Consider the following 19,592-nt stretch of genomic DNA (forward strand, 5'->3'; position numbering starts at 1 on the left):
GCGAGGTTGGTTTGATAGGGCTGTGGGCGCCACCAATCAACTCTGGGTGGGTGACAACCTGGAGGTTCTGCCCCGCCTGGCCGCAGAGTCGGTGGATTGTGTCTACATCGACCCGCCCTACAACACCGGGTCGACGTTCGCCTATCGCGATGACTTTCGCGACGGCAGCGGATTCGGCTCCCGCGCCACTCGGCATCGTGCCTGGGTCGAGATGATGCGCCCGCGCCTGGTGGCAGCGCACCGGGTGCTCGCACGGCGCGGTGCGATCTTCTGCTCGATCGACGACCACGAGGTGGCCTATCTGAGGTTGCTGCTCGACGAGGTCTTCGGCGAGGACAACTTCGTCTCGCAGATCGTGGTCAACCTCAATGCGAAGGGGCGCCAGCTCGGCCGTGGCTTCGCGACTTCCCACGAATACCTGCTGATCTATGCCAAGGCTCTGCCCGACTGCGCGCTCGACGCTTCCTCGGCCGCCCTCGTCGACCCGGCGGACTTCCCGCTGACGGCTCCGGACGGGCGCCGATTCCGGCACCTGCCGCTGCGCAACACCAACAAGAAGTTCAACCCGGCCACCGCACCCACCTTGGCGTACGCCCTGTGGGGCCACCCTGGCACCGGCCGGGTGAGCACGACGCCCTTCCCGGACGCCACCGAGGTGTGGCCGACTTTCGGCGACGGCGCCCCGGCCGTGTGGCGCTGGTCGCCGGGGCTGATCGATCAGCGACCCGATGATCTGGAATGTCGGCGCTTTCGGGGGCGTACGGGCGAACGAGTCGACATCTTCCAGCGCGATTGGCTGGAGCGTTCGCACCGGGGGAGCAGACGCAAGAAACTGCGTACGATCTGGCCGGCCGCCGAGATCGGTACCACCGACTCCGCCGTGGTCGAGTTGAAGGCGCTGATCGGTCCCGTCTTCGAATCCCCCAAGCCCACGGGGCTGTTGTTGCGGATCCTGGAAACGATGCCGTCGGACTCGGCGGTGCTGGATTTCTTCGCCGGCTCAGGTACGACCGGGCACGCCGTCGCGTTGGCCAACGCCGACGACGGCGGGACTCGGACATGCCTGAGTGTGCAGTCTCCTGAGCCGGTCCGGCCCGGCTCGAACGCCGACCTGGCCGGTTTCGCGACGGTCGCGCAGATCACCGAAGCCCGGTTGCGCCGCGTGGCCGAGATGGTGGGCGGCGGGTTCGAGATGCGGGCAGACTGACGGAGTGAGCGACGACTCGGGCCGCGACCATGTCCTTGACCGTGCCGTGCGACGCAGTCGTACGTCTGTCGGGTCGCGCGTCTCTCGCGTGCGGTCCAAGTCCTGGCAGATCGGCCAATGCGCCCTGGCCGCCGGAGTCGCCTGGTTCGTCGCGGCAGACCTGCTGGGCCACAACACGCCGTTCTTCGCGCCGATCGCTGCGGTCGTCAGCCTCGGCACGTCGTACGGCCAGCGTCTGCGTCGCGTCGTCGAGGTGACGATCGGGGTGGCGGTCGGTGTGCTGGTGGCCGATCTGCTCGTGCAACAGATCGGTTCCGGCGGCTGGCAGTTGGTGCTGATCGTGGCGCTGGCGATGTCGTCGGCCTTCCTGCTCGACGGTGGGCAACTGTTCGTGACGCAGGCGGCGGTGCAGTCGATCGTGGTGGCGACGCTGCTGCCGGATGCTGGTGCGGCGTTCATTCGCTGGTCCGATGCCTTGATCGGCGGTGCAGTGGCACTGGTGGCGGCCACGTTGGTCCCGGCGGCGCCGCTTCGGCGCCCGCGTGAGCAGGCAGCTGTCGTGGTCACCAAGATCGCGGGACTGCTGCGGGCCTCCGCCGACGTGATGCGCTCAGGGGAGACCGACGTGGCGTTGGATCTGCTCGCAGATGCTCGCGAGACCGACTACCTGATCCGGGAGTTGCGCGACGCGGCTGACGAGGGGATGGCGGTCGTGGCGTCGTCTCCCTTCCGCGTGCGCCACAAGCCGGGAATCCGGCGGATGGCCGATCTGGTCGACCCGCTCGACCGGGCGCTGCGCTCCACCCGGGTGCTGGTGCGACACACGGCTGTGTCGGCGTATCGCAGTCGCCCGGTGCCGTCGGCGTACGCCACCTTGGCCGACGACCTCGCTGCGGCCTGCGACCTGGTCGCGACCGAGTTGCACTTCGACCGGATGGCCGTGGACGCGCGCCCGGCTCTGCTCGAGGTGGCGACGGGCACCGGTCAGGTCGAGCGCAGCCAGACTCTTTCGGTGGAGGTGGTGCTGGCGCAGTTGCGCTCGGTGATCGCCGACCTGCTGCTGCTCACGGGTCTGGATCCCTTGGAGGCCTCGGACGCCCTGCCGCCGCCTCGCAGCGCGTGATTTCGCTTAGCCTTCGGTGAAGTCGGGGTGAAAACGTGGGTTATCCCCACCGACAAGATCGTTGATCAGACATCACTATGGTCTGCACAACCATGGGGGTTCGATGACAGATCTGAGCGAGGCTCTGGGAGCCGCGGCCCGACTCCAACAGCGCAGCGCGACGTTGCGCCCTGGTGCGCTGAGCGCCCTGACGCAACGGTGTGCGGACGACTCCCGCGAGGTAGCCCGGGCTCTCGTCGCGGTGGCCGTGGCGTTGCCCAGGGAGGTGTTGGCGCATGCGCCCTTCGTGGGCGTGCTCGCAGCCGAGAGCGCGCTGTCGGCCGGTGACGCCGCGCTGGCGCTGGCCGTGGCCTCGCGGGTCGCCGAGGTCGTGCCGGACTCCACGCCGGCCCACGTGGTGATCAGCGGCACCATGGCGCGTGCGTGCGCGCTGCCCATCCCGACCCCTCGGGCCGGTTGATCGAGTCACTCCAGCGGCGTGGTCAGCGGGCGGCGATCAGGTACACCGCGCCCGAGGCCATCAGGTTGGCCGGCCCGAGCGTACGCAGGCCTGTGGCCGCCGTGCCGTCTGCGGCGAGCAGTGCCCGGCGGCGCACCGTGAAGCCGGTTGCCTCGAAGAGATCCTCCAGATCCACCAGCGACGACAGGTGGATGTTGGGAGTGTCGAACCAGGCGTACGGCAACTCGCTCGACACCGGCATCCTGCCGCGCACCAGCAGCGAGGCACGGTGTCGCCACAGACCGAAGTTGGGCACCGACACGATCCCGTGCCCGGCTATCCGCGCCACCTGACGCAGCAGTTCCACCGGTTCCCTGGCTGCCTGCAGTGTCTGCGACACGACCACCACGTCATAGGAGTCGGGCGAGAACTCGTCGAGTTGGGTGTCGATGTCGAGCTCGATCACCGGGACACCGCGACGGATGGCGGCGACCACCGAGTCGGGATCCGAGTCGACACCGGTGCCGGTGCAGCCACGTTCGGTGAGAGCGGCGAGGAGTTGGCCGTCGCCGCAGCCGAGATCGAGCACTCGCGATCCGGGTGGCACCAGCCCCGCGACGACGTCGAGATCGGGTCTCATCTGATCGCCTCCGCTGCGTGGTCCAAGAACGCCGCGACGGTGCGCAGATAGTCGGGCACTTCCAGCAGGAAAGAGTCGTGTCCGTGTGGGGCCGAGATCTCCCGGAACGAGGTTGCGACCCCGACGCGTTCGAGGATTCGTACGATCCGGCGCGAGTGCTCGGTCGAGAAGCGCCAGTCGGAGTCGAACGACAAGACCAAGAAGCGAGCGCCATCACCTTGCCTGGCGGCATTGCCGAGCGCCTGGACGGCGTCCCAGTCGGCGAATGGGTCGAAGTAGTCGAGCAGTCGCGACAGATAGAGATACGACAGCGGGTCGAAACGATCCAAGAAGGACTGTCCTTGATGTTCCAGGTAGGACTCGACCGCGAAGTCGACGCCGAAGCGACGCCGCGGCTCGTCGGCGTCCTGGATGCGTCGACCGAACTTCTCGGCCATCGCGGCCTCGGACAGATAGGTGATGTGAGCCATCATCCGGGCAATCGCCAAGCCGGTGCGCGGGCCGGGTCCCCCGACCCGGCCGTCGTCGAAGTCCGGGTCCCGCATGATCGCCGAGCGCGCCACCGCGGAGAAGGCGATGTTCTGCGCAGAGAGGCGACTTGAGGCGGCCACGACGACGGCGTGGCCGATCTCCGTCGGGGCGTCGAGTGCCCACTGCAGGACCTGCATCCCGCCGAGCGAACCCCCGACGCAGGCCAGCAAACGTCCGATCCCCAAGTGCTCCATCAGGGCCCGATGCACCACCACCAGGTCACGCATGGACAAGAGGGGAAAGTCCAGGCCGTACGCCTCTCCGGTCGCCGGGTCGATCGACGAGGGGCCGGTCGTGCCGCGACAACCACCGAGCAGATTGGGGCAGATCACGAAGAAGCGATCCGTGTTGACCGGCAGCCCGGGGCCGACCATCGTGTCCCACCACCCCGTGGCGTGCGAGTCACCGGTCAGCGCATGCAGGACGAAGACGGCGTTGCTGGCGTCGGCGTTGAGTTCACCCCAGGTCTCGTACGCCACCTCGACCGGCCCTAGCGTCGCCCCGCCCTCAAGCACCAGCGGGTCATCGCGGGTGAAGAGGGTCGCGAACTGACGCGGATCGGGTCCGCTCAGATCGGGGGCGCTCGCGTCGGGCACGGACGTCAGGCTAGCGAGGCGGAGCTCAGGCGCTCGCCTTCGCAAGGGCTTGGTCGAGGTCGGCGATGATGTCGTCGACGTGCTCGATACCGATCGACAGCCGGACCATGTCCTCCGGCACGCCAGCGGCCTCCAACTCGTCTGGCGTCAACTGGCTGTGCGTGGTCGTGGCGTTGTGGATGGCCAGCGACTTCGCGTCACCGATGTTGGCCAGGTGGCTGAAGAGTTCCAGCCCCTCGACGAACTTCTTGCCGCCCTCGCGTCCGGTCTTGATCCCGAACGAGATCAGGCCGCCGTAGCCGCGGCCGGTGAGCGTCTTGTCGGCGTTGGCCTTGAACTGGTCGTCCTCCAGGCCGGGGTAGTTCACCCACGCGACAGACTCGTGGTTCTTGAGATGCTGCGCGACCTTGAGAGCGTTCTCCGAGTGCCGTTCCATGCGCAGGTGCAACGTCTCCAGCCCTTGCAGGAAGAGCCAGGAGTTCATCGGCGTGATCGCAGCACCGGTGTTGCGCAGCAGCACCGTGCGGGCCCGGATGATGTACGCCAGGTTGCCGACTGCCTCGGTCCACACCACACCGTGGTAGGCGCCGTCGGGTTTGGTCAGACCCGGGAAACGGTCGCTGTGTGCTGCCCAGTCGAAGTTGCCCGAGTCGACGATGATGCCGCCGATCGAAGTTCCGTGACCGCCGATGTACTTCGTCGCCGCGTGCACCACGACGTCGGCACCGAGCTCGAACGGCTTGCACAGGTACGGCGTGGGCGCGGTGTTGTCGATGATCAGCGGCAGACCCTGAGCGTGGGCGGCGTCAGCCCAGGCGCGGATGTCGACCACGTTGATCCGCGGGTTGCCGATGGTCTCGCCGAACACCATCCGGGTCTTGTCGTCGACGTGCTGGGCGAGTTCCTCGGGCTTGTTCGGGTCGACGAAGCGCACCTCGATGCCGAACTGGGGCAGCGTGTGCGCGAAGAGTGCGTACGTCCCGCCGTAGAGCGTGGAGAGCGCGACGATGTTGTCCCCGGCGTAGCAGAGGTTGAGCACGGCGTACGTCGTGGCTGTCGAACCCGAGGCGACGGCGAGAGCACCCACTCCGCCTTCGAGCTGGGTCATCCGCTGCTCGAAGACGTCTTGGGTCGGGTTCATGATGCGGGTGTAGATGTTGCCGGGCTCGGCGAGCGCGAAGAGATTCGCCGCGTGCTCGGTGTCGTTGAAGACGTACGACGTCGTCTGGTAGATCGGCACGGCGCGGGAGTTGGTGGCCGGGTCGGCCTGCTCCTGTCCGGCGTGGACGGCGAGGGTTTCGGGCTGTCGGGTCATGCGGGCAGTGTGGCCGCTCCACCCGAACGAAGCCTGAACATCTCGGATGGCGGGCATGAGTCTCACGATGTGTCTCGCCCGGATGCGGCTCACGACCTCTCGCTGGCCACTGACACGTACTTGGCCACAGGGGCCCACCTCACCCGGGACATTGCCGCGATGCTCACCGGAGACGCCGTCGAACTGCGCGGTACGCCTCGCCAAGCCGAGGAAGCCAGGTACGCCCCGCTGATGCGGATGCTCGCCGCGCAGGCTCGCGATCGCGGGAAGCGAGCCGACATTCGGGCGTCCTCGCGTCCGCTTACCCAGCGCGAATCCGAGGTCGCGGTGCTGCTGGTGGAAGGGTGCAGCGACGCCGTGATCGCGAGTCGGCTGGGCGTGTCGGTACGCACCGCCTCCTGGCACGTTCGCAAGGTGCTGAGTCGATTGGCGCCGCCCCGATCGTCGTCGGACGCCTGCTGAGCCGTCGGCAACGCGAAGTGTGCGTCCTGGTGGTCCGGGGGCTCAGCAACAGGGGCATCGCTGAGGTGCTGGGGTTGAGTGAGCGAACCGTGGAGCACCATATTGCGGCCGCCGCTCAGGCGTACGCAGTCCGCGGCCGCAGCCAACTGGCCGGTGCACTGCTGAAGGAATCGAGCCAGCTCGGGTCCAGCAGAAACCCCTAGTTCTTGCGCTTGGCAACGGCCCGAAGGCCCTCGCCAAAGGTGCGTGAATGACCCGTGCGGGCCATTGTCCGACTCGGGGGAATCCGACAAGGCTGGGCGAATCTCGACAGACCTGAGTCGGAGGAGAAAGCCCATGCGCCTGGCGATGCGGATCCTGGCGATCGTGGCCCTGCTGTGCGGGGTCGGCGCCGCTCTCGGCGCACCCAGCACGGCGACACCGACGACGATGAAGGCACGTGCTGGAACCACAGTGCTCCTCTCATCGGCAGGAGCCGACAATCCCGGGATCGCCGTCGAGAGCACCGGCACGGGGCACATCGCCTACTACGCCACCGACGGCGCGGGCGAGAAGACCCTGAAATACTGCCGCGTCCCGCGCGGCGCCGCAGGCTGTGACGTGAGAGCCAATCGTGGGATCTGCCCGAAACCTCGCTGTTCGGCACACCGGTCGTGGCCGTGACTGCCCCGGGGCGGATCGTGATCGCGGCGTACGCGTGCTGTGGCCCGGGCGAGGGGACGTACGCCGTCACCTCGACCGACGGCGGAGCCACCTGGGGGCAACCGATCCTGGCGGGCACCGTTCAAACGGACCGAGGAACGGGCGGTCCGGGTCCCTATTCGATGACGGTCCAAGAATCCACCACCAACGGCGTCAAGACCCAAGTGCTCTCTGCGACCGGCCCGCAGACGACCGAGGTCGCGGTGCTCGACCCCAACTATTGGTATCCCGGCGGCACCGCCATGGTGGACAGCCTGGTCCCGGCGGCGGCGATGACCGACCTCATCAATACGCAGGTGCGGGTCTTCAACCCCAGCACGGGGACGTCCTACGGCGACCCAGCCAACTGGCGGCCTCCCCAGATCCTCCCCGGCGAGGATGAACCCTCCATGGCAAGCACCGCAGCCGCTGCGTACGTCATGACGCACGCCGAGTTGAACGGTGACGCACTCCAAGACACCTATCGGGTCCGCAAGGTCAACAGCGATGGCACGCTGGGCGCTCCCGTACAGGCAAGCGACGTGGGCAACGTCATCTTCGGGCGGCTCGCGGCATCGCCGAGCGGTGGATTGAGTACGTTCTGGAGCACCGGTGGTGGCACGGAGGCAGACATCATGTCCTCGTTCAGCGCTGACGGCGTCACGTTCCAGCCGGCGCGGATGTTGGTCGAGAACGCCGACAGTTACGACCTCGCCCCAGCGATCACATCCGATGGCTCAGGATTCGTCGCGTGGGACGACAACGCCGGCAGTGTCTGGATGACCGGCATTCCTGCTGCCGTCGACGCCAACGCGTGTCGTCGTGAGTTGACGGTGCGCACCGGTGTCGTCGCCCGCGTGTCCGCGGGCTGCTGGACGAAGTCGGGCAGCAGTTACAAGACCAAGGCCGACGTCTCGATCAACGGCATCGAGTTCGTGACGGGCAGTGGGCCGGACACGGTGACGATCGACATGAGGACCCACAAGTTGACGGCGGGCAAGGGAGTCGTACAAAAGGCGGGGTTCATCGTCTTTGCGAAGGATTCCGGGACGTGGGATCTGGACAAGCTCACCACGTTCGACCATCTGACGGGCAGCCTCTTCGACTTCGGCATGGGAGGACACGCGACCGTCTCCTTCGCGGCTGGCAAAGCCACACTGAAGATCAACGTGAAGTTGCCCGATCCTTTCGACCCGGTGACCGGCGTCGCCACCTTGTTCACCACCCTCGACGGAGGACTTCAGGCCAACGAGGTGCGCGTCGAGGCCAAGCACGCCACGGTCGGTCCGATCACGATCGACAACTTGTTGATGTTCTATGACAGTGCTCAATCGACCTTCGGCGGGAATGCGACCCTCGGTCTGCCCGGCGGCGGAAGCATGTCGGTCGGCATCGGCTTCAACCATGGCGATCTGGTCGCTCTCTTCGCGGCCTACAAGGATGGCCCGCCGTTCCCGATCCCGCTGACTGCAGGCGTCTGGCTCAACGGCGTCGGCTTCGGGTACGACGGCACCGACGGCTTCCGGCTGTCAGGTGGGGCCGACCTGGGGATCCCCTCACCCAAGGGGGCCGTGGAGATCCGTGCCATCGGGGACCCGCCCGGCACCGGGGGTGGCATCAACTTCTGGGTGCCCAAGTCGCATGCGGGTTTCCAAATTGACGTCACTGCGCAGCTCTATCTGTGGGACTTCCACCTGGGTTCGGCATCCGCCGTTTATAGGTGGCCGGCCGACTTCAGCTTCAACGTCCAGGTCGGGATCGGCTGGGAATACCTGGGGATTCACGGCGGTGTCAGTGGACGAGTCAACCCGCCCAGCACCTACGAGATCGGCGGAAATGTCGAGGTCTGCGTCGTCTTCTGTGGCGGCGGTGACTTCTATCTGGGCACCAAGGGATTCGGCGCCTCGGCACACCTCAAGTTCTGGGGCAAGAAGTTCTGCATCATGGCCGGCTACATCCCCGGAGACGGCATGACCGGCGGCTTCACCTGCAACATGGGTCGCTTCACCGTCACTGGTGTCGGCGTGCCGGGCCCCGGCGGTGCGTGGATCGACTCCAGCCACACCGTGCACTTCCCGAGTTCGCAGCAGGACCAGACCTTCGCGCTCGACATCCCCGGCAATGGTGGGTTGCCCTCGGTGCGGATCAAGCAACCGGACGGGTCGGTGCTGATCGAGAGCGATCCGGCTGACCTGACCAAGGCGTTGCAGGTCGACAAGGCGCTGCTGCTGCCGCTGCCGGACCAGAACTCCGTACGCGTGATGGTTTCGATCCCGCCGACCACGGCTGGAGCGTCGTTCACCCTCGAGCCGGGGGAGGGAGGGGCTCCGATCGTGAAGGGCGCCAACCGGTCGGTCGAGTTCGCGGAGACCGGCAAGGGCGGTGGCAAGCAGTTGAAGTCGTACGCCAGGTCGAAAGGCAAGTTCACTTATCGGGCTTCTCCTGGCAAGGCAGGCAAGCGCAAACTCGTGATGCGCGTGCTCAACGCCGATGGCCTGCCGATCTCCCAGCAGGTGGTCGCCACTTACCAGGTGCCGGGCTGGACCAAGCCGAAGAAGCCGACCGCAATCAAGCTGACCTGGCGCAAGGGCAAGCTCAAGGTCACCTGGAAGGGCACAGCGCCGATGTTCCGGGTCACCGCGAAGATCGCGGACGGCCGGATCCTGGTGCTCCCGACCAAGAAGCACGCTGTAGTGATCCCGGCCGTGGACAAGAAGGAGCGAGTCGTGGTGTCCGTGCGCGGCCTGCTCAAGAACGGAGTCACGGGGAAGTCGGCGACCAAGAAGCGCCAAGTCGTGCGACGACGTCCTGATAGCGCGAGCCGGTCAGCCGGGCGAAGTGGTGCAGCGCATGGGCGTCCAGGCCGACCAGGCAGCGGGCCTGGTTCTTCAAGATCGCCCGCACGATGATCTGCGCGGCACGCTCAGGCGACATCTTGGCGAGCTTGTCGTCAAAGGTGCTGGCCACCTCGGCCTTGTCCTCCTTGTCGCTGACCCGGGCGTTGCGGGCGATCGCGGTCTTGATGCCGCCTGGGTGCACCGCCGTCACGCCGACCGGGTGGCCTGCGATCAGCATCTCCTCGCGCAGGGCTTCGGTGAGGCCGCGTACGGCGTACTTCGTCGCGTTGTAGAGCGACTGCCCCGGCATGGAGACGAGTCCGAACAACGATGACAGGTTCACCACGTGCCCGTCGCCGCTGGCGATCACGTGCGGCAGGAACTCCTTGGTGCCGTGGACGACACCCCAGAAGTTGATCGCGACGATCCACTCCATGTCGTCGTACGCCAGATCGGCGAAGTCCCCGGTGAGGGAGACGCCGGCGTTGTTGATGATCACGTTGACCCGGCCGAACTCGTCGGCGACGTCAGTCGCGTACGCGGCCATCGCTTCGCGGTCGGTCACGTCGAGGCGGTTGCGGCGTACGGTGCGTGCACCGGCGTGCTCCACGAGTCTTGCCGTCTCGGCAAGCCCGACCTCATCGACATCGCAGATCGCGACGTGCGCGCCCTTGCCCGCGGTCTCGACCGCCAGCGCCCGCCCGATCCCGGATGCTGCGCCGGTGATGACGACGACCTTGTCGTCGAGGCTCTTCATCGAGGTTCCGTGGTTTCGAGACGGGCTGCGCCCTCCTCAACCACCGGATGGCGGGCTGTGCCCTCCTCAACCACCGGTTGGCGGGCTGTGCCCTCCTCAACCACCGGTTGGCGGGCTGTGCCCTCCTCAACCACCGGTTGGCGGGCTGTGCCCTCCTCAACCACCGGTTGGCGGGCTGGGCGCTCCTCAACCACCGGGGCGGCGCTGACTTCGTACGCCTCGGGGTCCCAGTGGGCCAGGAGGGAGCGGAACTTGAAGGTTGTCCGTGGCCACAGCACGGTGTTCTTGCCGTGTTCGTCGAGGTACCACGACGAGCAGCCACCGGTGTTCCACACAGATTTCGTCAGGCGCTTCTGGACGTCGCCATTCCACGCGTCCACCGCCTGCTCGGTCGGCTCGATCGCCGCATAGCGATTGCGGCGCATCGCGCCCACACATTCGCGGATGTAGGCCACCTGCGACTCGATGATGTGCACCATCGACGAGTGTCCCAGCCCGGTGTTGGGTCCGACGATGAAGAACAGGTTCGGGAAGCCGCGCACCGTGGTGCCCTTGTAGGCCTGCATCCCCGACGCCTGCCAGGTTTGCGCGAGCGTTTGTCCCGTCCGCCCGGTGAGGCGTTCGGCGATCGGCAGATCGGTGGTGTGGAACCCGGTGGCGACGACGATCACGTCGACCGGTCGCTGCGTGCCTTCGGTCGTCGCAATCCCGGTTGCGGTGACGCGCGCGATCCGGTCGGTGACCAGGTCGACATTGGGTGCAGCGATCGCCGGGAAGTAGGTGTTGGAGATCAGGATCCGCTTGCAGCCGATGTCGTACGAAGGCGTCAACCTACGGACGAGGTCAGGGTCGCTGACGTGGTCGGTGAGGTTCTTCAGCGCCATCTTCTTCGCGGGCGCCGCCAACTTCGGGTTGATCGCGAAACCCGGCACATAACACTCGCGCCCCCAATAGATGCCCGCGCGGTAGGCCTTGCGGACGGCCGGCACATGCCGAAACAGGAAGCGCTCGGCTTTGGAGTACGCCCGGTCGTTGCGCGGCATCACATACGGCGCGCTGCGCTGATAGACGTCGAGATGGGCTGCGACCTTCTGCAGTTCCGGGACGATCTGGATCGCGCTCGCGCCGGTGCCGATCACTGCGATCCTCTTGCCGGTCAGGTCCACGCCATGATCCCAGCGAGCCGAGTGGAAGATCGCGCCCTCGAACTCGCCGAGGCCTTCGATGTCGGGAAGCCGCGGCTCGGACAGCCCGCCTGCGGCGCTGATCAGGGTGTTGGCGCGCACCGTGCCACGGGAGGTCTCGACGACCCACTCGTACGCCTGGTCGTCCCACTGCGCGCTCTCGACGAGCGTGTCGAAGACGAAGCGATCCAAGGTGCCGGACTCGTCGGCCACCCGCTTGAGGTACGCCTGGATCTCCGGCTGGGGCGAGAACGACATCGACCAATCGGGGTTGGGCGCGAAGCTCAACGAATAGAGCTGACTCGGTACGTCGCAGGCTGCACCGGGATAGGTGTTGTCGCGCCAGGTGCCGCCGACATCGGCGGCCTTCTCGATCACCAGGAAGTCGCGCTCGCCGTCCTCCTGGAGCTTGATCGCGGTACACAGCCCACCGAATCCGGCGCCGATGATGAGGTGTTCTACACGTTCCTTCACAGCGGGAGGCTAGCCGCCTGGAGACGTGATCGCCTTGGCTAGTAGGAGCGACGCCCGCCGCTGACGACCGGGTGCGGCCAGTGCTCGCCACCGACGCGACGTCCGGTCAGCGTGTCCCAGGTCAGTCGCAGGGTCAGTGAGTGGTCACCCTCGGCCCAACTCGCCACCTCCTCGTCCTCCTCCTCGCGGGTCACCGGCACGCAGCGCCCCAGCGCCAGGACGCTCCACCCGCGCTGCCGTTCGTAGTCGAGGTGATCGATCTCGAAGGCGATGGGACTGTGCACGGCGAAGGCGGCCAATTCGCTGTGCGGAGACGTACGGAACTCGACCGCCGTCACGGGGTCGCCCGGGACAAGCTCGTAGTTGACCGGGACGATGCACGGGCCGGCGGCGGTGGAGTACGCCACGCGGCCGACCAGGTCTGTGGCGAGCAGGTCGACACATTCGGCTGCGGTGAGTTCCATGGCTCTACCCCCTCGTGATCAGCGTGTCCTGTCAAGCGTGCCCCGTCAGTGGGGGAACGTCACCCGGATTGTGGTGTTTCCCGGGCTGCTGTGGAGGGTGACGTCGCCACCGTGGGCTCGGGTGATGGCGTCGACCAGTGACAATCCGAGCCCGGCGCCGCTGGCAGCCTCGTCGTCTGGCCGGGAGCGGGACTCGTCACCTCGTACGAACCTCTCGAATGCGTGTTCCGCGAGCCCCTCCTCGAAGCCCGGTCCGTCGTCGTGCACGGAGAACTCACCCGCCCGCACTCGTACCGTCACGGTGGTGCCGGGCGGTGTGTAGCGCCGGGCGTTGGTCAGCAGGTTGCTCAGCACCTGATGCAACCGCAATGCGTCGCCGGTGACCTCGACGCTCTCGTCGGGCAGATCGAGTTGCCACCGGTGACCGGGTGCGAGTACGCGTGCGTCCGCCACGCCTTCGAGGGCCAGGAGTGACAAGTCGACGGGCGCGGACTCCAACGGCCGGCCCGAATCGAGGCGAGCCAACAACAGCAGGTCCTCCACGAGACTGCTCATGCGCCCGGACGCGGTTTCGACGCGCTCGAGCGCGGTCTGTGCGGCCTGGGCATCGTCGGGCCGGCGGCGCGCGAGTTCGGCGTACCCCTTGATCGTGGCCAACGGCGTACGAAGCTCGTGCGAGGCGTCGGCGACGAACTGGCGGACCTGCTGTTCCGAACGGTGTCTCTCGCTGAGGGATTGCTCGACGTGGTCGAGCAGACTGTTGAGTGCGGCGCCGACCTGACCGATCTCGGTATGGGGATCGGTGAGTCGGGCAGGGACACGGTCGTGCAACTCGATCTCGCCGGTGGAGAGAGGCTGTTGGGCGACGCGGTGCGCGGTGCCCGCGACTTCGCGCAGTGGCGCAAGTTGGCGTCGTACGACCAACAGGCCGAGCACCCCGGCGCCCGCGACGCCGATCAGTCCGGCGAGCAGTTCGAGACGAATGAGGTTGCCGAGTGTCTCGTTGACGCGCCGCATCGGCAGGCCGGCTACGAGGATTCCGTCGCTGAGTTCCTCGCCCACGACGCGGTAGTTGCCCAGCCCTGGCACGCGCACCGTGTGCAGGTCGTCATCGTCGGGTGTGCTGTCGTCGAGGGCGCCGCGCAGCGCGGACAGTTGCTCTTGCGTGAGCGCCGTCGAGGCGGTCCAGCCTGGCCCGTCCTTCTCGGACAGGACCTGCCCTTGGGGGGTCCCGGATTCGGGGTAGATCGCGCGGAGGGCGCCGATCTGCTGGCCCGGTCCGAAGTCGTCCCGGCCCCCGTCGGTACCCCCGTCAGTACCCCCGTCCGGGTGGCCGCGTCCTCCGGCGTCGCCCAAGGTGCGCGACAGTGTGTCGCGCACCTCCGAGTCGAGTTGGCGGCTCAGGTGTTCGCGCATCGCGAGCGCGGTCGCGATGCCGATCAGCAGTGTGGTCACGGTGACCAGGAGGACCGTGATCGCGATCAGTCGCGTGGTGAGCGACCTGGGCCTGATCTTGGGCATCAGTCCGCCGGCTTCAATACATAGCCCGCGCCCCGCATGGTGTGGATCATCGGCTCCCGACCAGCATCGACCTTCTTGCGCAGGTAGGAGACATAGAGTTCGACCACGTTGGCCTGGCCACCGAAGTCGTAGTTCCAGACTCGGTCCAGGATCTGCGTCTTGCTGAGCACCCGCTTGGGGTTGCGCATCAGATAGCGCAACAGTTCGAACTCGGTGGCCGTCAGATTGATCTGATCACCCGCCCGGCGGACTTCGTGGCTGTCCTCGTCCAGCGACAGATCGCCTACTTGCAGCAGGCTCGAACTCGCAGCAGCCTGAGCACCGGCCCGGCGCATCAGCCCCCGGAGCCGGGCCACCACTTCCTCGAGCGAGAACGGCTTGGTGACGTAGTCGTCGCCACCTGCGGTCAGGCCCGCGACACGATCTTCGACGGAGTCACGTGCTGTCAGGAAGAGCACGGGAACATCGGCGTCGGCCGCGCGCATCCGCTTGAGGACCTCCAACCCGTCGAAGTCGGGGAGCATCCAGTCGAGGACGACCGCGTCGGGCCTGAACTCCTTCGCCGTCGACACGGCCTTCGACCCGGTGTGCGCCATCCGCACCTCCCAGCCCTCGTACTTCAACGCCATCGTCAGCAATTCGGCGAGGTTGACCTCGTCGTCGACGACGAGCACTCGTACGGGCGAACCATCGGCGCGGGTGAGTTCCATATCCCAATCGTGGCGGCTCAACCTGTGTGACTGCTGTGAGTCGAGTGTTGCCGATCCGGTGTGGTCGACCACAATGGTCCTGCCGTGAAGATCACCTACCCCGCCAATCTGCCCGTCTCGGCCCGCAAGGACGACATCGCCCAGGCCATTCGCGACCACCAGGTCGTGATCGTCGCGGGCGAGACAGGGTCCGGCAAGACCACCCAACTGCCCAAGATCTGCCTCGCGCTCGGTCGTGGCCAGGGCGCACGCAAGATCGGCCACACGCAGCCGCGCCGGATCGCCGCTCGCTCGGTCGCCGAAAGGATCGCCGAGGAACTCCAGACCCAGCTGGGAGACGCCGTCGGCTACCAGGTGCGATTCACCGACCGGACGAGCAAGGGCACCCGCATCAAAGTGATGACGGACGGCATCCTGCTTGCCGAACTCCAACGTGATCGACTGCTCAAGGCGTACGACACTCTCATCATCGACGAGGCGCACGAGCGTTCGCTCAACATCGACTTCCTGCTCGGCTACGTGAAACGGCTGCTGCCCAAGCGGCCCGACCTCAAGATCATCATCACCAGCGCGACGATCGACCCGGAGCGGTTCGCCGAGCACTTCAAGGACCGGCAGGGGAAGCCGGCACCGATCATCGAGGTGTCGGGCCGGACGTTCCCGGTGGAGATTCGCTACCGGCCGCTGATGGAGGTCGACCAGGACGACGAGGACGGTGAGGTCGTCGTACGCGATCAGACCGAAGCGATCCGCGAGGCCGTGACCGAACTCGGCAAAGAAGGCCCCGGCGACATCCTGGTCTTCCTGCCCGGGGAGCGAGAGATCCGAGACACCGCCGATGCGCTGGCCGACCTCACTCAGGACAAGCGTCCCGGCAAGACCTTGGAGATCACGCCGCTCTATGGCCGCCTCTCGGCCGCGGAGCAGCACCGCGTCTTCACCAGTCACCCGGATTCAGTACGCCGGGTCGTGCTCGCCACCAACGTGGCGGAGACCTCGCTGACGGTCCCCGGCATCCGGTATGTCGTGGACACAGGGGTGGCGCGGATCAGCCGGTTCTCCGCCCGTACGAAGGTGCAGCGACTCCCGATCGAACCGATCAGCCAGGCGTCGGCCAACCAGCGTTCTGGTCGGTGCGGACGCGTGGCGGACGGCATCGCGATCAGGCTCTATTCCGACGAGGACTTCGAAAGTCGACCGCGGTTCACCGACCCCGAGATCCTGCGGACCAATCTCGCGTCGGTGATCTTGCAGATGACATCCCTGCGTCTCGGGGATCTGGCCAACTTCCCGTTCCTCGACCCGCCGGACCGGCGCCACATCACCGCCGGCATGCAACTGTTGGAGGAATTGCGCGCACTCGAAACCCGCAAGACAGGGGAACGACCGCGCCTCACCCGGATCGGCCAGCGGCTGGCGCGGCTCCCGATCGATCCCCGGCTCGCCCGGATGATCCTGGAGGCCGAACGCCGCGGTTGCGTGCGCGACGTCATCGTGATCGCGGCAGCGCTGTCCCTGCAGGACCCGCGTGAGCGCCCGGAGGAGCAACGCCCCCAGGCCGACCAACAACACGCCCGCTTCACCGACCGGTCCAGCGACTTCCTGACCTGGCTGAACCTCTGGCGCTACGTGTCGACCCAGCAACAGGACCTGTCATCCAGTGCGTTCAGGCGGATGTGCAAGCGCGAGTTCCTCAACTATCTTCGCGTGCGCGAATGGCAGGAGTTCGAGTCGCAACTGCGCCAGGTTGCCCGCGAGATGGGCGTAGATCTCGGCAAACCTCACACCCCGTCACGCCGGACGCCGGAGACTGTCCCGCCGGACGCGGACAACATCCACCAGTCCCTCCTAGCGGGGCTCCTGTCCCACATCGGGGCGCTCGAAGAGCGTGAGCGCAAGACGCATTCCAAGGACAAACGTCCCGGACCGCGCGAATACCAGGGCGCTCGTGGTTCGCGGTTCGCGATCTTCCCCGGCAGCGCGCTGAAGGGCCAAAACCCCGACTTCTTGATGGCGGGGGAACTCGTCGAGACGGGGAGGCTCTGGGCGCGTCAGAACGCCTCCGTCAAGGCCGAATGGGCCGAACGCATCGGCGCTCACCTGGTGCAGCGTTCCTACTCCGAGCCGCACTGGTCCAAGAAGCGGGCGGCGGTGATGGCGCACGAGAAGGTGACGCTTTATGGCGTCCCGATCGTGGCCGACCGGTTGATCAACTACGGCAGGGTCGACCAGGAACTCGCGCGAGAGATCTTCATCCGGCACGCGCTGGTATACGGCGAGTGGCAGACCCGTCACCACTTCTTCCACACCAACCGCAGGATGCTCACCGAGGCCGAGGAACTCGAGCACCGAGCCCGGCGCCGCGACATCGTCGTCGACGAGCACACCCTGTTCGACTTCTACGACCAGCGGATCGGCCCGGAGGTCGTCAGCGGGGCGCATTTCGACACCTGGTGGAAGTCCCAACACAAGGACCTGTTGACCTTCGACCCCGACATGCTCACCCACGACGGGGCAGGCGTACGCGAGCTCGACTTCCCCGGCGTCTGGCGTTCCGATAGCAACCCGGCGTCCTCGCACCCCGAGCAGGATTCGGGCCTCACCTTCAAGATCAGCTATCACTTCGCGCCGGGCGCGGTCGACGACGGACTCACGATCGACGTCCCCGTCGCGACCCTCAACCAGGTCGATGCTGCGGACTTCTCCTGGCTGGTCCCGGGGCTGAGGGAAGAACTCGTGACCAGCCTGCTCCGCTCGCTGCCCAAGCACTTGCGGGTCAGCTTCGTTCCGGCCCCGAACACCGCACAGGCGTTCCTCAGCCACGTTCCCGCCGGGCAGGAGCCTCTCCTAGTTGCGCTGGAGCGGTATCTGCGTGGCACGACGGGCGTCCAGGTGCCGCGCGAGGCGTGGGACTGGACCAAGGTGGCACCGCACCTCCAACCGACCTTCCAGGTCGTCGACGAGAGGGGCCGGCCCGCGGCCAGGGGCAAGGACCTGGACGCCCTGAAGGCCCCGCTGCAGCCCGAGTTCGAGGCCGCCATGAGGGCGCTGGTCGACGAGGTCGGTGACCGTGCGGCGCGTCACCAGACCACCTGGACCTTCGGTGATCTCGCCGACACCTTGACCAGTCGTCGTGCCGGGCACGAGGTGCTGGGCTTCCCCGCGCTGAGCGACGAAGGTCGCAGCGTAGGTCTCAAGGTGTGCGGGAAGCTCCGAGGAGGCCGACGCATCGCACCGAGAGGGCGTACGCCGCCTGCTGCACCTTGCCTTGCGTCCCCAGGTGAAGCCCGACGAAGGGCTCGACAATCGCGACAAGCTGACGCTGGCCGGCTCGCCGTACGCCTCCGTCAGCGCCCTGCTCGACGACCTCGTCCTCGGCATCCTCACCGACGTCGTCGACGCGCGGCCCCTGCCGCGCACCAAGAAGGCGTACGACGACCTGGAACGGCTCGCCGCGCAGCAGCTCACCGCCGACCTGCCCACCGCGCGATTCGACCTGTTCCGCACCCTCACCGGCTGGCGCGAGACCGAGAAGTCCCTCTCGGGCCGAGCCGAACTCGCGACCCTGCCCGCGATGACCGACCTCCAGGCACAACTCGCCCGACTGGTGCACGACGGCTTCCTGGCAGAGGCGGGCGCCCAGAGGCTGCGCGAGTATCCGCGCTACCTCGAAGCGATCCGGCTGCGTAGATCGAAGGTGGATCAGGACCCGCTGCGGGACCGGACCATGATGGATCAGGTGCGCGACGTGCAGGACGCCTACCTCCACGAAGTCGAGGCGCTGCCACCAGGACGGGCCCACCCCGACCGACTGCGTGAGGCACGCTGGATGATCGAGGAACTGCGGGTGTCGCTGTTCGCCCAGCAACTCGGCACCAAAGGCAAGGTCAGCGATCAGCGGATCCGACGTACGCTGGCCAGATGACGCGCGAGCATCATCGCCCCTTCACCCCGGGCGCGGCCTTCTTCGAGGCGCGCGACGGCGGTGTCGGGGCGGAGCAGTTGCGCGAGGCCGCTGATCGCACCGCGACGCTGCTCGTACGCGGTGCACGCGACACCGACGACCCCGCACTGGCCCAACGCGTCCTTCATCTCGCGGACAACGAGGGTTTGGAGACGCTCGCAGAACTCTGGCGAGGCGCGCCGCCGGAATCCCTGGCCGGCGTGCTGTGGCGGCTCTATGTGCTGCGCACCTGGGTGCACGCAGCCCCCGTCCAGGCCGCTCGCGAATTCGAGGCAGGGCGTGGTCGGCACGACGTCGCCGAGGTCCTCGCGGGTGTGGCCGATCCACCCGGTCCCGACGAGGTCCGCGCCATGATCGACGACGCGTTGCGAGGCATCTGCGAGGGCGAGTTCGCCGACGTACTCCTCCGAGCGGGAGCTTTCGCGAGGGTGGTCGCTGCTGGCCGCGCAGCCGGCGCAGACCAGCCCGCTGACCAGGTCGTACGCATGCTCGCCCTGGCCGAGCACCTGGAGCGTGCCGGTCATGAAGAGTTGGCCGGGCGCCTGGCCTGAGGCGCGCGCGTGTTTTCGCGACCACGCGGGTCTACCATGTTCGGGCAGTACGCCGGGCTGAGGCAGCCCCGGGTCCCAAAATCAGCCGCCACGAGCGGCCACGCGCCGTGAGGCGCTCCCGGTCCGGCGTACTGCT

15 protein-coding genes and 1 pseudogene are annotated in these 19,592 nt (G+C 67.1%); 8 read left to right on the forward strand and 8 right to left on the reverse strand.

Annotation, left to right across the window (positions count from 1 at the left end):
• Positions 1–22 precede the first annotated feature (22 nt).
• The 3 genes from V9G04_02480 to V9G04_02490 all read left to right on the forward strand — a co-directional run bounded on the left by V9G04_02480 (position 23) and on the right by V9G04_02490 (position 2,790).
• Positions 23–1,207, forward strand: a complete 1,185-nt coding sequence (locus V9G04_02480; GenBank protein ID MEI2712172.1) for a site-specific DNA-methyltransferase — start codon at positions 23–25, stop codon at positions 1,205–1,207.
• A 4-nt stretch (positions 1,208–1,211) separates the two neighbouring features.
• Positions 1,212–2,330 (forward strand): FUSC family protein, encoded by a 1,119-nt coding sequence (locus tag V9G04_02485; protein ID MEI2712173.1) that lies wholly within the window; start codon positions 1,212–1,214, stop codon positions 2,328–2,330.
• 103 nt (positions 2,331–2,433) lie between these two features.
• Positions 2,434–2,790, forward strand: a complete 357-nt coding sequence (locus V9G04_02490; protein MEI2712174.1) for a hypothetical protein — start codon at positions 2,434–2,436, stop codon at positions 2,788–2,790.
• 22 nt (positions 2,791–2,812) lie between these two features.
• Here the strand turns inward: V9G04_02490 and metW are convergent, their stop codons facing one another.
• From metW to V9G04_02505, 3 genes are read right to left on the reverse strand one after another with little or no spacing between them, the layout of a single operon-like run.
• Positions 2,813–3,409 (reverse strand): methionine biosynthesis protein MetW, encoded by a 597-nt coding sequence (gene metW, locus V9G04_02495; protein MEI2712175.1) that lies wholly within the window; start codon positions 3,407–3,409, stop codon positions 2,813–2,815.
• Positions 3,406–4,536 (reverse strand): homoserine O-acetyltransferase, encoded by a 1,131-nt coding sequence (locus V9G04_02500; protein MEI2712176.1) that lies wholly within the window; start codon positions 4,534–4,536, stop codon positions 3,406–3,408. The genes metW and V9G04_02500 overlap by 4 nt, the downstream gene beginning before the upstream one ends.
• A 25-nt stretch (positions 4,537–4,561) precedes the next feature.
• Positions 4,562–5,851, reverse strand: a complete 1,290-nt coding sequence (locus V9G04_02505) for an O-acetylhomoserine aminocarboxypropyltransferase/cysteine synthase family protein (GenBank protein MEI2712177.1) — start codon at positions 5,849–5,851, stop codon at positions 4,562–4,564.
• A 69-nt stretch (positions 5,852–5,920) separates the two neighbouring features.
• Between V9G04_02505 and V9G04_02510 the strand changes: the two genes are divergently transcribed.
• The 3 genes from V9G04_02510 (at position 5,921) to V9G04_02520 (ending at position 6,976) form a co-directional block, all read left to right on the forward strand.
• On the forward strand, positions 5,921–6,313 hold the full coding sequence (locus V9G04_02510) for a helix-turn-helix transcriptional regulator (GenBank protein ID MEI2712178.1): 393 nt from the start codon (positions 5,921–5,923) through the stop codon (positions 6,311–6,313).
• Between the two features lie 29 nt (positions 6,314–6,342).
• A complete protein-coding gene (locus V9G04_02515) occupies positions 6,343–6,516 on the forward strand; it encodes a LuxR C-terminal-related transcriptional regulator (GenBank protein ID MEI2712179.1) in 174 nt (57 codons plus the stop codon).
• Positions 6,517–6,649: 133 nt separating this feature from the next.
• On the forward strand, positions 6,650–6,976 hold the full coding sequence (locus tag V9G04_02520) for a hypothetical protein (GenBank protein ID MEI2712180.1): 327 nt from the start codon (positions 6,650–6,652) through the stop codon (positions 6,974–6,976).
• A gap of 2,778 nt (positions 6,977–9,754) precedes the next feature.
• On the opposite strand, the gene V9G04_02525 is transcribed toward V9G04_02520, so the two are convergent.
• The 5 genes from V9G04_02525 to V9G04_02545 are packed head-to-tail and all read right to left on the reverse strand — an operon-like array spanning position 9,755 to position 14,941.
• Positions 9,755–10,588 (reverse strand): SDR family NAD(P)-dependent oxidoreductase, encoded by an 834-nt coding sequence (locus V9G04_02525; GenBank protein ID MEI2712181.1) that lies wholly within the window; start codon positions 10,586–10,588, stop codon positions 9,755–9,757.
• A complete protein-coding gene (locus V9G04_02530; GenBank protein ID MEI2712182.1) occupies positions 10,585–12,246 on the reverse strand; it encodes an NAD(P)-binding domain-containing protein in 1,662 nt (553 codons plus the stop codon). The genes V9G04_02525 and V9G04_02530 overlap by 4 nt, the downstream gene beginning before the upstream one ends.
• 38 nt (positions 12,247–12,284) lie before the next feature.
• A complete protein-coding gene (locus V9G04_02535; protein MEI2712183.1) occupies positions 12,285–12,710 on the reverse strand; it encodes a pyridoxamine 5'-phosphate oxidase family protein in 426 nt (141 codons plus the stop codon).
• A gap of 45 nt (positions 12,711–12,755) precedes the next feature.
• Positions 12,756–14,231, reverse strand: coding sequence for a HAMP domain-containing sensor histidine kinase (locus V9G04_02540; GenBank protein MEI2712184.1), 1,476 nt, complete (start codon positions 14,229–14,231; stop codon positions 12,756–12,758).
• Positions 14,231–14,941 (reverse strand): response regulator transcription factor, encoded by a 711-nt coding sequence (locus tag V9G04_02545; protein ID MEI2712185.1) that lies wholly within the window; start codon positions 14,939–14,941, stop codon positions 14,231–14,233. Before V9G04_02545 ends, V9G04_02540 begins: the two co-directional genes overlap by 1 nt.
• Before the next feature lie 84 nt (positions 14,942–15,025).
• Here V9G04_02545 and hrpA point away from each other — a divergent pair.
• Together hrpA and V9G04_02555 are read left to right on the forward strand one after the other, a co-directional pair.
• Positions 15,026–18,866: pseudogene (gene hrpA, locus V9G04_02550) on the forward strand (ATP-dependent RNA helicase HrpA).
• The gene (locus V9G04_02555; GenBank protein MEI2712186.1) at positions 18,863–19,456 is read left to right on the forward strand and encodes a hypothetical protein; all 594 of its coding nucleotides are present in this window, start codon (positions 18,863–18,865) and stop codon (positions 19,454–19,456) included. Before hrpA ends, V9G04_02555 begins: the two are co-directional and overlap by 4 nt.
• The last annotated feature ends 136 nt before the right edge of the window (positions 19,457–19,592 follow it).

It is taken from the genome of Nocardioides sp. (assembly GCA_037045645.1).
Taxonomy (GTDB): domain Bacteria; phylum Actinomycetota; class Actinomycetes; order Propionibacteriales; family Nocardioidaceae; genus Nocardioides.